Genomic DNA, 15,766 nt, shown 5'->3' on the forward strand with positions numbered 1-15,766 from the left:
GGGAGTCCATGCTGCTGCAACTCAAGAACCTGCTGAGCGCCGAAGAGCTCAGCACCGCCCGTGCCCTGCTCGGGGACGAGGCCCCTTGGATCGATGGGCGCAGCAGCGCGGGCATCCAGGCCCTGACCCAAAAGAACAATGAGCAGCTGGCACAGGACAGCGAGGCCTCACATGCCCTGCAGGCCCTGATCCTCGGGGCCTTGCGACGCGATCCGCTGTTCTTCTCGGCGGCCCTGCCGCGCAAGATCTTCAACCCGCTGTTCAACCGCTATGGCGGGGGCAGCAATTTCTATGGCCCGCATGTGGACGGGGCGGTGCTGCACTCCAAGGCCTCGCAGGAGTGGGTGCGCACCGATGTCTCGTGCACCGTCTTCCTCAGCGACCCGGCCGAGTACGACGGCGGCGAGCTGCTGGTGCAGGACACCTATGGCAGCCGTGGCGTCAAGCTGGCGGCCGGCGACGCGGTGCTGTACCCCGGCACCAGCGTGCACCAGGTCACCCCGGTCACGCGCGGCCACCGGGTGGCCAGCTTCTTCTGGATCGAGAGCATGGTGCGCAGCGATGAACAGCGCCGCATCCTGTTCGACCTTGACATGAACCTGCTCAAGCTGCGCGCCCAGTTGGGCGAGACCCCCGAGACCACGGCCCTGACCGGGGTCTATCACAACCTGTTGCGGCAATGGGCCCAGACCTGAAGGCCCTGCCCACCACCTTGCCCGACTACGCTCTGCGGGCGCGGGAGCGCCTGACGCCCGAGGCCTGGGCCTATTTCGATGGCGGCGCAGGCGATGAATCGACCCAGCGCCGCAACGTGGCCGCCTGGGCCCGCTGGGGCTTGCGTCCCCGGGTGCTGCAGGACCTGCGCCAAGGCCACACCCGCGTGACGCTGCTGGGTCGCGAGCTGTCCACCCCCCTGATCGTGGCCCCCATGGCCTACCAGTGCTGGGCTCACCCTGACGGCGAGCGCGGCATGGCCCTGGCAGCGGCCAGCCAGCAGTGCGGCTTGGTGCTGAGCCAGCACAGCACCACCCCATTGCAGCAGGTGGCTGCCTTGGTCCGCGCTGAGCCCGAACGCGGGCCGCTGTGGATGCAGTTGGCCAATGGCGCAGACCGGGCGGGGCTGCTGGAGGTGGCCGCCGAGGCCGAGCGCGCCGGCTACGAGGCCCTGGTGCTGAGTGTGGACGCGCCGGTGCAGGGTAGCCGAGATCGCGTGCGCCGCCTGGCGGCACAGCCCCCCGCCAGCCTGGTCACACCGCACTGGCGAGCCGCCACAGCGGCGGCGGCCGGCCTGTGCGGCGGCACCGTTGAACACGCCTTGCGCTGGGACGATCTGGCCTGGCTGCAAGAGCGCACCCGCCTGCCGATGCTGCTCAAGGGCATCACCCACCCGCTCGATGCCTGCCAGGCGGCGCGGCTGAACGTGGCGGGCCTGGTGCTCAGCAACCATGGTGGTCGGGTGCTGGACACCCAGGAAGCCACGGCCGAATGCCTGGCCGAAGTCGCGCAGGCGCTGCAGGGCGATGTGCCCTTGCTGGTGGACGGCGGCCTTAGGCGCGGCACCGATGTGTTCAAGGCCCTGGCCCTGGGCGCCCAGGCCGTGCTGATCGGCCGGCCCTGCCTGTGGGGCCTGGCGGCGCATGGCGCCATGGGCGCGGCCCATGTGCTGCGCCTGCTGCGCGATGAGTTCGAGATGGCCCTGGCCCTCTGCGGCTGCCGTTCGCCCGCCGACATCCGCCCCGACCATCTGAGGTGGCTGGCGGCCCTGCCTGCTGAATCCGACTGAAGCCGGCGCACTGGCGGCGCGAAGCCATTACGATCCGGAGTTCTTCCATTTCATCTGAGAGAACTCCGCATGGCTGAGCAGCAAAGCGCAGGACATTTGTTGGTTGAATGCCTGATCGCCCAGGGCGTGGACACCGCCTTCGGCGTGCCCGGTGAAAGCTACCTGGCCGTCCTGGACGGCTTCCACCGCTACCGCGACCAGATCCGCTTCATCACCTGCCGACAGGAGGGGGGCGCCGCCTTCATGGCCGAGGCCGCCGGCAAGCTCACGGGCCGCCCCGGGGTTTGCCTGGTCACCCGCGGGCCGGGGGCCACCAATGCCTCCATCGGCGTGCACACCGCGTTCCAGGATTCGACGCCCATGGTGCTGCTGGTGGGCGATGTGGGCAGCGATTTTCGTGATCGCGAGGCCTTCCAGGAGATTGATTTCCAGAGCTTCTTCGGCCCCAGCACCAAGGGCATGGCCAAGCGGGTCGAGCGCATCGATGATGCCCGCCGCATCCCCGAGTACATCGCCCGCGCTTTTGCCACCGCCATGAACGGCCGCCCGGGCCCCGTGGTCCTGGTGCTGCCCGAAGACATGCTGACCCAGACCGTGAGCGCCACCCCGCTGCCCCGGGTCGATGCCGTGCAGGCCTGGAGCGACCCGGGCTCGCTGCGCGATCTGCGCGGCCTGCTGCTGCAATCGCAAAAGCCCTTTGTGATCGCCGGCGGCGGCGGCTGGACCCCGCAGGCCGCTCAGGCCCTGCAGCGCTTTGCCGAGAACTGGCAATTGCCGGTGGGCAATGCCTTCCGCTTCCAGGACACCTTCGACAACCACCACCCGCTGTACGCCGGCGATGTGGGCATCGGCATCAACCCGCGCCTGGCCGCCCGCATCCGCGAGGCCGATCTGGTGATCGCCATCGGCCCGCGCCTGGGCGAGATGACCACCAACGGCTACACGCTGCTGGAGGCGCCACGCCCGCGCCAGAAGCTGGTGCACATCCACGCCAGCGCCGAAGAACTCAACCGGGTCTACCAGGCCGACCTGGTCATCAACGCCAGCATGAATGCCGCCGCCCGCAGCCTGGAGGTGCTCAGTGCCCCGGTCAGCCTGCCCTGGGCCGACTGGACCGCTGCCGCCCACGCCGACTACGAGGCCAACCTGCAACCCCAGGCCTTGCCAGGCCTGGACACGGCGCAGCCCGGCGCGATCGACATGCCCGCCGTGGTGGCCCTGCTGCAAAAGCACCTGCCGGCCGATGCGGTGCTCACCAATGGCGCAGGCAACTTTGCCAGCTGGGTGCACCGCTACTTCCGGCACTTCGGCCTGGCCCGGGGTCACAAGACGCAGCTGGCGCCCACGGTCGGGGCCATGGGCTATGGCGTGCCGGCCGGCATTGCGGCCAACCTGCTCACTGGCCGGGTGGCTTTCACCATCGCGGGCGACGGCGACTTTCTGATGAACGGGCAGGAGCTGGCCACGGCCAGCCAGCACGGCGGCAAGAGTCTCATCGTGCTGCTCAACAACGGCATGTACGGCACCATCCGCATGCACCAGGAGCGCGAGTACCCCGAGCACATCAGTGGCTCGGCCCTGGCCAACCCCGACTTCTGCGCCCTGGCCCGCGCCTACGGCTATGCGGCCGAGCAGGTCACGCGCACCGAAGACTTCGAAGCCGCGCTGCTGCGCGCCCTGGCCTGCGAGCGCGGGACCGTGATCGAGATCCCGCTCAGCCCCGAGGTCATCACCACACGCAGCACCCTCACCGCGATCCGCGAGGCGGCGCTGAAACGCTGACGCGCTGATGTGCCCCCTGGGGCTCAGTTTGACCTTGCGTACCTTTTGACGTACGCTTTTGAGCAAGGAGCCCACCATGGTCACACTCACCGCCAGCGAAGCACGCGCCAATCTGTATCGCCTCATGGATCAGGCGGCCGAGTCCCATCAGGCCATCACCATCTCCGGCAAGCGCCATGATGCCGTGCTGGTGTCGGCCGAGGACTGGCAGGCCATTCAGGAGACGCTCTACCTGCTGTCGGTGCCCGGCATGCGAGAGTCGATCCGAGAGGGCATGGCCACGCCGGTCGAGTCTTGCGCTCAGGAGCTGGACTGGTGAGCTGGCAGGTGGTCTACACCCGGCATGCGCAAAAAGATGCCCAAAAGTTGTTGGCCAGCGGACTCAAAGCCAAGGCTCAGGAACTGCTGACCCTCCTTCGGGACAACCCATTCCAGAACCCGCCGCCCTTTGAAAAGCTGGTGGGCGACCTGACGGGCGCCTACTCGCGTCGCATCAACATCCAGCACCGTCTGGTCTACCAGGTGCTGCAGGAGCAGGGCGTGGTCAAAGTGCTTCGCATGTGGTCGCACTATGAGTGAGCGGGCTGTGCTGGCCTTGCCCGTGGTCCCAAAGGCCTGAGCTCACGCCACCGCCGTCCACCAAGCCTGTGACAGCGCCGGTGCGCGCAGGTCCAGGCGCTCGCCCATCTGCGGCGCCACCAAGGGCACGCCGGCCTGCCGGGCCAGGCCGGCGATGCGATCGAAGGGCTCGTGCCAGGGGTGCAGGGCCAGGTCGAAGGTGCCGTTGTGGATGGGCATCAGGTGCCGCGCCCGCACGTCCAGATGGGCCTGCAGGCTTTGCTCGGGCTGCATGTGCACATCGGGCCAATCGGCGTTGTAGGCGCCTGTTTCCATCAGGCTCAGATCGAAGGGGCCAAAGCGCTCACCGATGGTTTTGAAGCCCTTGAAGTACCCCGTGTCACCGCTGAAGAACACCCGCACCTCGTCCTGGATCAGCACCCACGAGGCCCACAGCGTGCGGTTGCCATCGTTCAGGCTGCGGCCCGAGAAATGCTGGGCCGGCGTGGCCACCAGGCGCAGACCCTGCACCTGGGTCTCCTGCCACCAGTCCAGTTGTTGCACCTTGGCGGCCGGCACGCCCCAGGCGATCAGGCGCTCGCCCACGCCCAGCGGTGTCACAAAGTGCGCCACCTTGGGTGCCAGTTGCTCGATGGCCGCCCGGTCCAGGTGGTCGTAGTGGTCGTGCGACAGCAGCACCCCGGTGATCTCGGGCAGGTCTTCGATGCGCAGCGGTGGCGCGTGGAAGCGCTTGGGGCCCATGAAGGTGAACGGCGAGGCGCGTTCGGAAAACACCGGGTCGGTCAGCCAGAACTGCTGTCCCAGTTTCATCAGCATGGTGGAGTGACCGAGCCGCCACAGGCTCATGTCGGGGGCGGCCAGCAGCTCGGCCCGGCTCAGCGCCTGCACCGGGATCGGCCGGGCCGGCACCGTGTCGGCCGGCTTGCCGAACAGAAAGCGCCACATCACGGCGAGGGTCTTGAGGGTGCCCATGGCATGGCGCGGGGCCGCGTTGCGGAACTTGCCGTTGCGCCATTGGGGCGAGTCGGCGTAAGTGGCCTCATCGGTCGGGGCCGGGCGGGCGCAGGGACGGACACACAGGCGGGATGAGCTCATGTCAGGGGGCCTTGGGTTCAGGAGGGCAGGGCTTGGCCCTGCAGCAGGGGTTGGCTGGCAAACAATTCGGCCGCCCAATCGACAAAGGCGCGCACCTTGGCGCTCAGGTGCCGGTTGGGCGGGTACACCACATAGACCGGCAGCAGCGGGTGGCCCCACTCGGGCAGCAGGCGCTGCAAGGCGCCGCTGGCCAGGTAGGGGCGGGCCTGGAAGGTGGTGATCTGCCCGATGCCCAGGCCTTGCAGCAGGGCTTCGGTGTAGGCGTTCGATTCGTTCAGGCTGATGCGGTAGGGGCCGGGGATCTCGATCACCTCTTCGCCCTGGTGAAACTCCAGCGGGTACTGGCGGCTGGTGTGGGCCCCGAAGTAGGTCACCACGGTGTGCTCGCGCTCAATGTCCAGCGGGTGTTCGGGCACGCGGCGGCGTTGCAGGTAGCTGGGCGCGGCCACCGTGATGAATTCGAGGTTGCCGATGCGCCGCGCCACCAGCGATTGCTCGATCAGGTTGCCGCCCCGGATCACGCAGTCCACGTTGTCCGAGATCATGTCCACGATGCGGTCGCTCACGCCGAGGTCGAGCTGGATGTCGGGGTAGCGCTCCTGAAAGCGGGCCAGGTTCGGGATGATCAGCAGGCGGGCAATCGTGCTGCCCACGTCCACGCGCAGGCGCCCGCGCGGGTTGGCGCGGGCCTGGCTCATGCTGGCCTCGATGTCGTCGAGCTCGGCCAGCAGGCGCACGGTTCGCTCGTAGTAGGCGGCGCCGTCGGCCGTCACGGTGACACGGCGCGTGGTGCGGTTGAGCAGTTGCACCCGCAGCCGGGCCTCCAGGGCCTGGATGTGCTTGGTCACGGTGGCCTTGGGCAGGTTCAATGAATCGGCCGCGCGCGTGAACGTGCCGGCTTCCACCACGCGGGTGAATATGCGCATGGCCTGGATCTGGTCCATGGGCCCTCCTGTTGTTGTGCCCGGTTGGGTCTGGCACAAATTCTCACACGACGACCGGTCGGCATTGTTGGGCGTTTGGAAACACTGCTGTGGCGAACCAGGTGTTTATGACCGGGTCTTCTGCCACTAAAGTCGCACCATCCCATCTTGTTGCGAGCCTTGCCCACCATGCCCAGCACCCCTGAAACCGAATCGCCCCGCGCCGCCTTGGCCACGCCGCCGCTCCACCCCGGGGTCGACAGCGAGGTCGACCTGCCCGGCGGCAAGCGCGTGGCGGTTCGCGTCTACGGTCGCAAGATCCCGGGCGCGGCGAGCCCCCTGGTGGTGCACTTCCATGGGGGCGCCTTTGTCTCGGGTGACCTGGACAACGGCTGCACCGTGGCCCAGTTGCTGCTGGGGGCGGGCGCGGTGGTGGTGTCGGTGGCTTACCCGCTGGCGCCGCAGCATCCTTTTCCCAACGCGGCCGAGGCCGGCTACGAGGTGCTCAAATGGGTGTTCCGCCAGCGCAACCGGCTGGCCGGCCAGGGGGCTTTGGTTTACCTGGCGGGTGAAGAGGCCGGTGGCAACGTGGCGGCGGCCGTGAGCCTGATGGCGCGCGACCAGGCGCATCCCCCGCTGGCCGGGCAGATCCTGCTCTCGCCCATGCTGGATCCTTGCGTGGGTACGGCCTCGTTGCGCCAGGCCACCGGCAGCGCCACCTGCTGCAAGTGGGTCGAGGGCTGGCTCAGCTACCTGCGCAGCCCGCGCGACGCCGAACACCCCTATGCCGTGCCGGCCGGCTCGATGCGCCTGCAAGGCCTGCCCCCCACCCTGGTGCTGGTGGGCCCGGACGACCCCATGCGCGACGAGGCCATGGCCTATGTCACGCGCTTGCAGGCGGCGGGCCTGCAGGCCCGGGGCGAGGTGTTGAGTGCGGCCCAGCACTGGCCCGATGCCCTGTTGGCCGCCCAGGCCCAGGCCTGCCCCTGTGCCGGTGCGGTGCAGGCGCAGTTCCAACGTTTCTTCGAGGACACCCGCAGCCCGGTGCCTTCCTAGCACCCCCATCGGCCCGGCCTGACACCGCGGTGTTGACCGGGCGGCCGTCAAGGCCTTGCCTGCCCTCTTGCTGATCACCGGCCCCGGTCGGTGATTCGGGCGTTGCTCGCCCGAAATTCTGTTTTCCTGTCTTGCGGTTCTGCCTGTGGGCCTGCGTGGCCCGGGGGGTGGGCTGCGTCCCGTTTTTTCTGTCTTGGAGGATTGCCATGAACCCCACACCTGAATCCAAACCCGTTCTCGCCGCCCAGGTCCAGGCGGCCGCCGCATCGCGCCGCCCGCTGTGGCTGTCGGCGGTGGCCCTGGCCGTGCTGGCCACCACAGGGGCGGCCTTCCTGGGCCTGCCCAACTCGCACGCCGATGCACCGGTTGAACAGGCGCCCGCCGCCACCCCGGTTTCGGTGGCCACGGTGGCCGAACAGCCCATCGCCTTGTGGGATGAGTTCTCGGGTCGGCTGGAGGCCGTCCAGCGCGTGGACCTGCGTCCCCGCGTGGCGGGTGCGGTGCAGACCGTGAACTTCCGCGAGGGCTCGCTGGTCCAGGCCGGCGACCTGTTGTTCAGCCTGGACCCGGCGCCCTTTGCCGCCGAGGTGGACCGGGCCCAGGCCCAGGTGGCCGCGGCCCAGGCCCGCGTGGCCTACAGCCAGAGCGAGCTGGAGCGCGCCACCCGTCTGTGGGAAGAGCGCGCCATCGCCCAGCGCGAACTCGACGAGCGTCAGAACGCCCAGCGCGAGGCGGATGCCAACCTGCGGGCCGCCCAGGCCGCGCTGCAGAGTGCCCGCCTGAACCTGGGTTACGCCCAGGTGCGTGCGCCCATCACGGGCCGCATCGGGCGCATCGAGGTGACCGCCGGCAACCTGGTGGCGGCCGGTGCCGGGGCCCCGGTGCTCACCACCCTGGTCTCGGTGAATCCGATCTATGCCAGCTTCGAAGCCGACGAGCAGCTGATTGCCCAGGCCTTGCAAGGGCTGGGCAGCGGCCAGAGCGCGCGCGCCCGCATTGAGCGCATCCCCGTGCAGATGGGGACGGCAGAAGGGGGCACGGCCGAAGGTGGCAGCACCCCTTACAGCGGCCACCTGCAACTGGTGGACAACCAGGTCGATGTGCGCAGCGGCACGGTGCGGGTGCGCGCCGTGTTCGACAACCCCGATGGCCGCCTGATGCCAGGCCAGTTTGCCCGCCTGCGCATGGGCCAGGCCCAGACCCGGCCCGCCCTGCTGGTGCATGAACGCGCCGTGGGCACCGACCAGAACAAGAAGTTCGTGCTGGTGGTGGGCGCCGACCGCAAGGCCGAGTACCGCGAGGTGACCCTGGGCGCGCCGGTCGACGGCCTGCGCGTGGTCAAGAGCGGCCTCAAGGCGGGCGAACAGGTGGTCGTCAACGGCCTGCAGCACGTCCGCCCTGGCGCCCTGGTCAGCCCCCAGACCGTCCCCATGAAGCCGGAGGCGGCCGCCGCCACCCCGGCGGCACCCGTCACGCCGGCGGCCTGAAGCCGGCCCGCCGCGACACGAGATCGAACCCATGAACCTGTCCAAATTCTTCATTGACCGCCCCATCTTTGCGGGCGTGCTGTCGGTGCTGATGCTGATCGCCGGCCTGCTGGCCCTGCGCGTACTGCCGGTGTCCGAATACCCCGAGGTGGTGCCGCCCCAGGTGGTGGTGCGCGCCAACTACCCTGGCGCCAACCCCAAGGTGATCGCCGAGACCGTCGCCACCCCGCTGGAGGAGGCCATCAACGGCGTCGAAGGCATGCTCTACATGGGCAGCCAGGCCACCACCGACGGCCTGTTGACGCTGACCGTGACCTTCCGCCTGGGGACCGACCCCGACAAGGCGCAGCAACTGGTGCAGAACCGGGTGGCCCAGGCCGAGGCTCGTCTGCCCGAAGAGGTGCGCCGCCTGGGGCTGGCCACCGTCAAGAGTTCGCCCGACCTGACCCTGGTGGTGCACTTGCTGTCGCCGGGTGGCCGCTACGACATGACCTACCTGCGCAACTATGCGGTGCTCAACGTGAAAGACCGTCTGGCCCGCGTCAAGGGCGTGGGCGAGGTGCAGTTGTTCGGCTCGGGCGACTACTCGATGCGCGTCTGGCTGGACCCGCAGAAAGTGGCCCAGCGCGGCCTGTCGGCGAACGACGTGGTGCGCGCCATCCGCGAGCAGAACGTGCAGGCCGCCGCCGGTGTGGTGGGGGCTTCGCCCGGCCTGCCCGGGGCGGATCTGCAACTCTCCATCAACGCCCAGGGCCGCCTGCAGAGCGAAGAAGAGTTCGGCGACATCATCGTCAAGACCGGCAGCGACGGTGCGGTCACCCGGCTGCGCGATGTGGCCCGGCTGGAGCTGGGCGCGGCCTCGTATGCGCTGCGCTCGCTGCTCGACAACAAGGATGCGGTGGCCGTGCCCATCTTTGCCGCCCCGGGTTCGAATGCGATCCAGATCTCGGACGACGTGCATGCCGCCATGGCCGAGCTCAAGAAGGGCATGCCCGATGGCATGGACTACCAGATCGTGTACGACCCGACGCAGTTCGTGCGCGCCTCGATCGACTCAGTGGTGCACACCCTGCTGGAGGCCGTGGCCCTGGTGGTGCTGGTGGTGATTCTGTTCCTGCAGACCTGGCGCGCCTCCATCATCCCGCTGCTGGCGGTGCCGGTGTCGGTGGTGGGCACCTTTGCCGTGATGCAGGTGTCGGGCTTTTCCATCAATGCGCTGAGCCTGTTCGGCCTGGTGCTGGCCATCGGCATCGTGGTGGACGACGCCATCGTGGTGGTGGAGAACGTGGAGCGCAACATCGAAGCCGGGCTGTCGCCGCGCGAGGCCACCTACCGCGCCATGCGCGAGGTCTCGGGCCCCATCATCGCGATCGCCCTGGTGCTGTGCGCGGTGTTTGTGCCGCTGGCCTTCATCAGCGGCCTGACCGGCCAGTTCTACCGCCAGTTCGCGCTGACCATCGCCATCTCGACCATCATCTCGGCCGTCAACTCGCTCACCCTGTCACCGGCCCTGGCCGCCCTGCTGCTCAAGGGGCATGACGCACCCAAGGACGCGCTCACCCGTGGCATGGACCGCGTGCTGGGCCGCTTCTTTGCCGGCTTCAACCGCCTGTTCGGGCGCGGGGCCAAGGCCTACAGCGGCGGCGTCACGCGGGTGATTGCCCGCAAGGGCGCCATGATGGGCCTGTACCTGGTGCTGGGCCTGCTGACCCTGGGCCTGTTCAAGAGCGTGCCAGGCGGCTTTGTGCCGGCGCAGGACAAGCAGTACCTGATCGGCTTCGCCCAATTGCCCGATGGCGCCACGCTGGACCGCACCGAGCAGGTGATCCGGCGCATGAGCGAGATCGCCCTGGCCCAGCCGGGGGTGGAGCACGCCGTGGCCTTTCCGGGCCTGTCCATCAACGGCTTCACCAACAGCTCCAACTCGGGCATCGTGTTCGCCACCCTCAAGCCTTTTGAAGAGCGCCGCGACGCCAGCCTGAGCGCAGGGGCCATCGCCGGCCAGCTCAACCAGAAGTACGCCGGCCTGCAGGACGCCTTCATTGCCATGTTCCCGCCGCCCCCCGTGGCCGGCCTGGGCACCACCGGCGGCTTCAAGCTGCAGATCGAAGACCGTGGCTCGCAAGGCTATGCGGCCCTGGATGGCGCCGTGAAAGCCTTCATGGCCAAGGCCTACCAGACGCCCGAGCTGGCCGGCCTGTTCACCAGCTTCCAGGTCAACGTGCCCCAGTTGTATGCCGACATTGATCGCACCCGGGCGCGCCAACTGGGCGTGCCGGTGACCGAGGTGTTCGACACCCTGCAGATCTACCTGGGCAGCCTGTACGCCAACGACTTCAACCGCTTTGGCCGCACCTACAGCGTGCGCGTGCAGGCCGATGCGCCCTACCGCGCGCGGGCCGAAGACGTGGGCCTGCTCAAGGTGCGCTCCAGCAGCGGCGAGATGGTGCCCCTGTCGGCGGTGCTGAAGATCGAGCCCAGCTTCGGGCCTGAGCGCGCCATGCGCTACAACGGCTACCTGTCGGCCGACATCAACGGCGGTCCGGCACCGGGCTTTTCCAGCGGCCAGGCCCAGGCTGCGGTGGCCCGCATCGCGGCCGAGACCCTGCCGCCGGGCTTCAGCTACGAATGGACCGAGCTGACCTACCAGGAGATCCTGGCTGGCAATTCGGCGGTGTGGGTGTTCCCGCTGGCCATCCTGCTGGTGTTCCTGGTGCTGGCCGCGCAGTACGAGAGCCTGACGCTGCCGCTGGCCATCATCCTGATCGTGCCCATGGGCCTGTTGGCGGCCATGACCGGGGTGTGGCTGTCACGCGGTGACAACAACGTCTTCACCCAGATCGGGCTGATGGTGCTGGTGGGGCTGTCGGCCAAGAACGCGATCCTGATCGTCGAGTTTGCCCGCGAGCTGGAGTTTGCCGGACGCAGCCCGCTGCAGGCCGCCATCGAAGCCAGCCGCCTGCGCCTGCGCCCCATCCTGATGACCTCGCTGGCCTTTGTGATGGGGGTGCTGCCCCTTGTGTTGTCCACCGGGGCGGGCGCCGAGATGCGCCGCGCCATGGGCGTGGCGGTGTTCGCCGGAATGATCGGCGTGACCGCCTTCGGCCTGTTCCTGACCCCGGTGTTCTATGTGCTGCTGCGGCGGCTGACGGGCAACCGGCCCTTGATCCAGCATGGCAGCCATGTCGCACCCGTGGGGCCGCTGGATCTGGCCGCCTCCGGTGCCCAGGCCCGGCCCGTGCTGGCGGCTCCGCGCCGTGACCCTGATTGAAAGCCACACGCCATGACTGATTTCTTGATTCCCCGCACCCTGCGTGTTCTGACTCCGCTGTGGGCGGCCCTGTGGCTGGCCGGCTGTGCCAGCACGCCTTTGCCCGGCGCTGAGCAGGCCCTGCCTCCACTGCCGGCCACCTTCAGCCAGACCCAGCCGGCCGGCCTGGGCGCAGACGGCACCCGTTGGACCGTGGCTCCTGGCGCCGAGGCCCAGTCCCGGGGCGCCTGGTGGCTGGATTTCATGGACCCGGTGCTGACCGATCTGGTGCTGCGCGCCGACGGGGCCAACACCCGGCTGCAGGAGGCGTCGGCCCGGCTGGCCGAGGCCCGGGCTTTGCTGGGCACGGCCGAGGCCGCCCGGGCGCCGCAGGTGGGCGTCAACGCCGGCCTGAGCCGCCAGGCCGGTCGCGGCACGCTGACGGGCGAGGTGCCCAGCACCACGGCCAGCCTGGGCCTGGGGGCTTCGTATGAACTGGATGTGATGGGTCGCCTGCGCCAGGCCAGCCAGGCCGCCGGCCAGGACGCGCGGGCCCAGGCTGCGCTGCTGCAGAGCACCCGCCTGCTGGTGCAGGCCGATGTGGCCCAGACCTACCTGCAGCTGCGCTCGGTGCAGGCCGAGCAGGTGCTGGTCGACGAGAGCCTGCAGGCCCTGCGCGAGATGCTGGCCTTGACCACCCGGCGCGAGCGGGCCGGCGATGTGGCCGAGCTGGACCTGGCCCGGGCCCGCTCCGAGGTGGCGGCCACCGAGTCGGAGGCCCTGGCCCTGCAACGCCAGCAGGCCTTGCTGACGCACGCGCTGGCGGTGCTGGTGGGCGAGGTGGCCACCGGTTTCAGCCTGCCCCAAGCCGGGCCCCTGGCCAGCATCCCGGTGGTGCCGCCCGGGGTGCCGGGCACGGTGCTGGCGCGCCGTCCCGATGTGGCGGCCGCGCAGGCCTCGGTGCTGGCGGCCCAGGCGCGGCTGGGCGTGGCCCAGACGGCCTGGTTCCCGGCGGTGACCCTGACCGGCAGTGCCGGCCAGGCCTCACCCGAGCTGGGCGATCTGTTCAAGTGGTCGGCCCGGGCCTGGAGCGCTGGGGCCCTGCTGTCGCTGCCGCTGCTCGATGGCGGCCGGCGCGAGGCGGCCGTGCAGGGCGCCCAGGCGCGACTGGATGCGGCCCTGGCGGTCTACCGCGGTCAGGTGCTGAACGCCTTCGGCGAGGTCGAGGACCAGCTCAGCAACCTGAACCTGCTGGCCGCCCAGGCTGAGGCCCAGGCCCGGGCCGTGGCGGCTGCGCGCCGTGCCACGGCCTTGTCCGAATCACGTTACCGGCATGGCTTTGTGAGCCAGATCGAACTGCTGGACGCGCGTCGGGCCGAGCTGCGCAACCGCCGAGCCGAGCTGCAGGTGCGCACCGGTCAGGCCGTGGCCACGGTGGCCCTGGTGCGGGCCCTGGGGGGCGGCTGGGGAGACGGTCCGGGCGCGGCGGCGGCCTCCGGGGGGGCACCCCTCCACACCCTGGCCCGGCTTCAGAACCGGTAAGTGGCTGTGGCCACCACCGTGCGGCGCTGGCCGTAGAAGCAGTCGCCGCGGGTTAGGCAGGTGGTGATCTGCACCTTGTCGGTCAGGTTCACCGCGTTCAGGGCCAGGCGCCAGTGGCCCTGGTCGTAGGCCACCATCGCGTCCAGCAGGGTGCTGGCCGGCGTGCGCAGGCTGTCGGTGCCATCCCACGATTCACCGAGGTAGCGCAGCCCCAGGCCGGCCGACAGGCCGCCGCGGCCCTGGCCGGCAAAGCGGTGCATCAGCCACAGTGCCGCACTGTGTTCGGGCACCCCTTGCAAGCGCTTGCCCTGGTCGGCGCCGGTGCTGCGGCTCACCCGAGCGTCGGTCCAGGCATAGCTGCCGGTCCAGTCCCAATGCCGGCTCAGGCTGGCCGTCACCTCCAGTTCGGCCCCGCGCACCCGGGCCTCACCGATCTGCAGGCTGTTGAGCGGGTTGGCCGGGTCCGTGGTCTTGCGATTGGTGTCGCGTAGCTCGTACAGCGCGGCATAGGCCGTGATGCCGCCACCCGGTGGTTGCCACTTCACCCCCGCCTCCCATTGCTTGCCGCGCTGGGGCTTGTAGGCGCTGCCGTACACGTCCACCCCGCCCAGCGGCAGGAAAGATTCCGAGTAGCTCAGGTAGGGCGCCCAGCCGCCCTCGGCGAGGTAGCTCAGGCCGGCGCGCTTGCTCCAGGCCTTGTCGTCGATCGCGGCGGCCGGCCGGCCTTCGGTGTCGGTCTGGGCGCTGTCGTGGCGCAGCCCCAGGGTCAGGCGCCAGCGCTCCCAGGCGATCTGGTCCTGGGCGTAGAGGCCCAGTTGGCGTTGTGTCACCGAGGGCTGGCGAGTGAGGGTGGCCGGCGGGGTGTAATTGCCATAGACCGGCTGGTACACATCGATGTCACCGGCCTTGCCACGGCCGGTCCATTGGCCGGTCTGGTTGCGCTGCAGGTCCAGGCCCAGCAGCAGCCGGTGGCCGACGGCGCCGCTTTGCCAACTGCGCTCGGCCTGGTTGTCGATCAGCACCATGCGCCCGGTGTTGAGCTGTTGCACCAGGTCGCGGGCCACGGTGCGGTTGTCGGCGTTGAACACCGGCCGCGCCGGGCGGCCGGTGGCGGCATTGGCCGTGAAGCTGGTGTAGGCGGTGCGGTAGTCCACCTCGCTTTCTGTGGCGCGCAGGTTTTGCCGCAGGGTCCATTGCTCGTTCAGGCGGTGGCTGAACAGGTAGCCCAGAGAACTCTGGCGGGTGTTGTAGGCGTCCCAACCCGGTTCGCCGATGAAGGTGCTGGTGGGGATCTGCCCGTAGGCACTGGGCAGCAGGGTGCCTTGCCATGGGAAGAAGCCGATGAGAGAACCGCTTTGGTCGCGCTGGTACAGGCCCTGCAGCGTGAGCGAGGTGTCGGCGCTGGGGCGCCAGGTGAGCGTGGGGGCGACCACGGTGCGGTCGTCGGCCACGTGGTCGACCTGGGTGCCACTGTCGCGGCCGACCAGGATCAGGCGGTACAGCCACTGGCCCTCGGCGTCCAGTGGCCCGGTCAGGTCGGCCGCGATCTGACGCCGCTGGCGGTTGCCCAGCTGCAGCTGGATCTCGCGCTGGGTTTCGGCCTGCGGCCGTTTGGAACTGAGGTTGAGCACCCCGCCGATCTGGCCCTGGCCGTACAGCACTGAGCTGGGCCCGCGCAGCAACTCCACGCGCTCCAGGGTGTAGGGGTCGGGGCGGGTGGTGTTGTAGGTGCCGTAGCTGCGCAGCAGGACATCCAGGTACTGGGTCACGTCGCCACCACGGGCCTTGAAGCTGTCGACGCGGCTGTCGAAATAGCTGGAGACGATGCCGGCGCTGTAGGCCGTGGTCTGGCGCAGCGTGGTGGCGCCCTGCGCTTCGATCTGGTCGCGGGTGACCACCGAGATGGCCTGGGGTGTTTCCAGCACCGGGGTGTCGGTCTTGGTGGCGCTGGCGCTTTGCCGGGCCACGAAGCCTGTCACCGGGGTGGTGGCGCTCTCGGGCTCGGGCCGGGCCTGGATGGTGACGGAGGACAGGGCTTTTTCGGCCACCCCATCGGTGGAGGCCGTGCCCTGGGCCTGCGACAGACCGGGCAGCGCCAGGCTGCAAAGGGTCAGTGTGGCCTGGGTGATGGCGCGCAGGCGTTGGGGCCTGGGCGCGAGAGCGGAGAGGCGGTGGGCCGGGCTGGGGGGGCGACCGGCATGTAGCGTGCAGGGTGTCATGGTCAAGGGTTCATCCTCTGGGCTGCGAGTCATTGGCTGGGGCGGCACCT

Annotated in this window: 12 protein-coding genes; 9 read left to right on the forward strand and 3 right to left on the reverse strand. The window is 69.5% G+C overall.

The annotated features are described in order from the left end of the window. The first annotated feature begins 8 nt into the window (after nucleotides 1-8). The 5 genes from AC07VS_RS03405 to AC07VS_RS03425 all read left to right on the forward strand — a co-directional run bounded on the left by AC07VS_RS03405 (nucleotide 9) and on the right by AC07VS_RS03425 (nucleotide 4,144). Entirely contained in the window at nucleotides 9-695 is a 687-nt protein-coding gene (locus tag AC07VS_RS03405; protein WP_492346855.1) for a Fe2+-dependent dioxygenase, read from the forward strand. Continuing rightward, a complete protein-coding gene (locus AC07VS_RS03410; RefSeq protein ID WP_494750225.1) occupies nucleotides 680-1,783 on the forward strand; it encodes an alpha-hydroxy acid oxidase in 1,104 nt (367 codons plus the stop codon). Before AC07VS_RS03405 ends, AC07VS_RS03410 begins: the two co-directional genes overlap by 16 nt. A 69-nt stretch (nucleotides 1,784-1,852) precedes the next feature. Then, a complete protein-coding gene (locus tag AC07VS_RS03415; RefSeq protein ID WP_492346857.1) occupies nucleotides 1,853-3,565 on the forward strand; it encodes a thiamine pyrophosphate-binding protein in 1,713 nt (570 codons plus the stop codon). 76 nt (nucleotides 3,566-3,641) lie between these two features. Next, complete coding sequence (locus AC07VS_RS03420; RefSeq protein ID WP_492346858.1) at nucleotides 3,642-3,884, forward strand: type II toxin-antitoxin system Phd/YefM family antitoxin; 243 nt, start codon at nucleotides 3,642-3,644, stop codon at nucleotides 3,882-3,884. Continuing rightward, complete coding sequence (locus tag AC07VS_RS03425) at nucleotides 3,881-4,144, forward strand: Txe/YoeB family addiction module toxin (protein ID WP_492346859.1); 264 nt, start codon at nucleotides 3,881-3,883, stop codon at nucleotides 4,142-4,144. The genes AC07VS_RS03420 and AC07VS_RS03425 overlap by 4 nt, the downstream gene beginning before the upstream one ends. Before the next feature lie 42 nt (nucleotides 4,145-4,186). Here the strand turns inward: AC07VS_RS03425 and AC07VS_RS03430 are convergent, their stop codons facing one another. Next, entirely contained in the window at nucleotides 4,187-5,239 is a 1,053-nt protein-coding gene (locus AC07VS_RS03430; RefSeq protein WP_492346860.1) for an MBL fold metallo-hydrolase, read from the reverse strand. A gap of 17 nt (nucleotides 5,240-5,256) precedes the next feature. Further along, on the reverse strand, nucleotides 5,257-6,183 hold the full coding sequence (locus tag AC07VS_RS03435) for a LysR family transcriptional regulator (protein ID WP_492346861.1): 927 nt from the start codon (nucleotides 6,181-6,183) through the stop codon (nucleotides 5,257-5,259). A gap of 168 nt (nucleotides 6,184-6,351) precedes the next feature. Between AC07VS_RS03435 and AC07VS_RS03440 the strand changes: the two genes are divergently transcribed. The 4 genes from AC07VS_RS03440 (at nucleotide 6,352) to AC07VS_RS03455 (ending at nucleotide 13,497) form a co-directional block, all read left to right on the forward strand. Next, the gene (locus AC07VS_RS03440; RefSeq protein ID WP_494656387.1) at nucleotides 6,352-7,218 is read left to right on the forward strand and encodes an alpha/beta hydrolase; all 867 of its coding nucleotides are present in this window, start codon (nucleotides 6,352-6,354) and stop codon (nucleotides 7,216-7,218) included. Between the two features lie 206 nt (nucleotides 7,219-7,424). Continuing rightward, nucleotides 7,425-8,705, forward strand: a complete 1,281-nt coding sequence (locus AC07VS_RS03445) for an efflux RND transporter periplasmic adaptor subunit (protein WP_494656388.1) — start codon at nucleotides 7,425-7,427, stop codon at nucleotides 8,703-8,705. Between the two features lie 31 nt (nucleotides 8,706-8,736). Next, nucleotides 8,737-11,976, forward strand: a complete 3,240-nt coding sequence (locus AC07VS_RS03450) for an efflux RND transporter permease subunit (protein WP_494750226.1) — start codon at nucleotides 8,737-8,739, stop codon at nucleotides 11,974-11,976. Between the two features lie 12 nt (nucleotides 11,977-11,988). After that, the gene (locus AC07VS_RS03455) at nucleotides 11,989-13,497 is read left to right on the forward strand and encodes an efflux transporter outer membrane subunit (protein ID WP_494750227.1); all 1,509 of its coding nucleotides are present in this window, start codon (nucleotides 11,989-11,991) and stop codon (nucleotides 13,495-13,497) included. Here AC07VS_RS03455 and AC07VS_RS03460 read toward each other — a convergent pair. Continuing rightward, complete coding sequence (locus AC07VS_RS03460) at nucleotides 13,485-15,716, reverse strand: TonB-dependent siderophore receptor (RefSeq protein ID WP_494750280.1); 2,232 nt, start codon at nucleotides 15,714-15,716, stop codon at nucleotides 13,485-13,487. The two genes, AC07VS_RS03455 and AC07VS_RS03460, sit on opposite strands and share 13 nt — an antisense overlap. Nucleotides 15,717-15,766 lie beyond the last annotated feature (50 nt).

The sequence above is a fragment of the Curvibacter sp. GW821-FHT01G03 genome (assembly GCF_059422285.1).